The organism is Cellulomonas sp. A375-1, assembly GCF_001040865.1.
GTDB lineage: Bacteria > Actinomycetota > Actinomycetes > Actinomycetales > Cellulomonadaceae > Cellulomonas > Cellulomonas gelida.
Map to the genome: position 1 here is coordinate 1 of NZ_LFKW01000118.1, position 347 is coordinate 347.

Genomic DNA, 347 nt, shown 5'->3' on the forward strand with positions numbered 1-347 from the left:
ACGCCGCGCGACATCTCGTTCGTGGTGGCGGTCTGCTCCTCGACCGCCGAGGCGATCGTGAGCTGGTAGTCGTTGATCGAGGCGATGATCGTCTCGATCTCCCCGATCGCCCCGACCGCACCCGTGGTGTCGGACTGGATCGCCTCGACCCGACGCGCGATGTCCTCGGTCGCCTTGGCCGTCTCGTTCGCGAGCTCCTTGACCTCACCGGCCACGACCGCGAAGCCCTTGCCGGCCTCCCCGGCCCGCGCCGCCTCGATCGTCGCGTTCAGCGCCAGCAGGTTCGTCTGCTCCGCGATCGTCGTGATCAGCTTGACGACGTTGCCGATCTCCGCCGACGACGTCCC

Annotated in this window: 1 protein-coding gene; it reads right to left on the reverse strand. The window is 68.6% G+C overall.

Annotated features, from left to right (window positions below; all coding sequences use genetic code 11):
- Window positions 1–347: methyl-accepting chemotaxis protein (locus CWIS_RS12435; RefSeq protein ID WP_048343628.1), on the reverse strand; the 347-nt coding region annotated here is incomplete at both ends.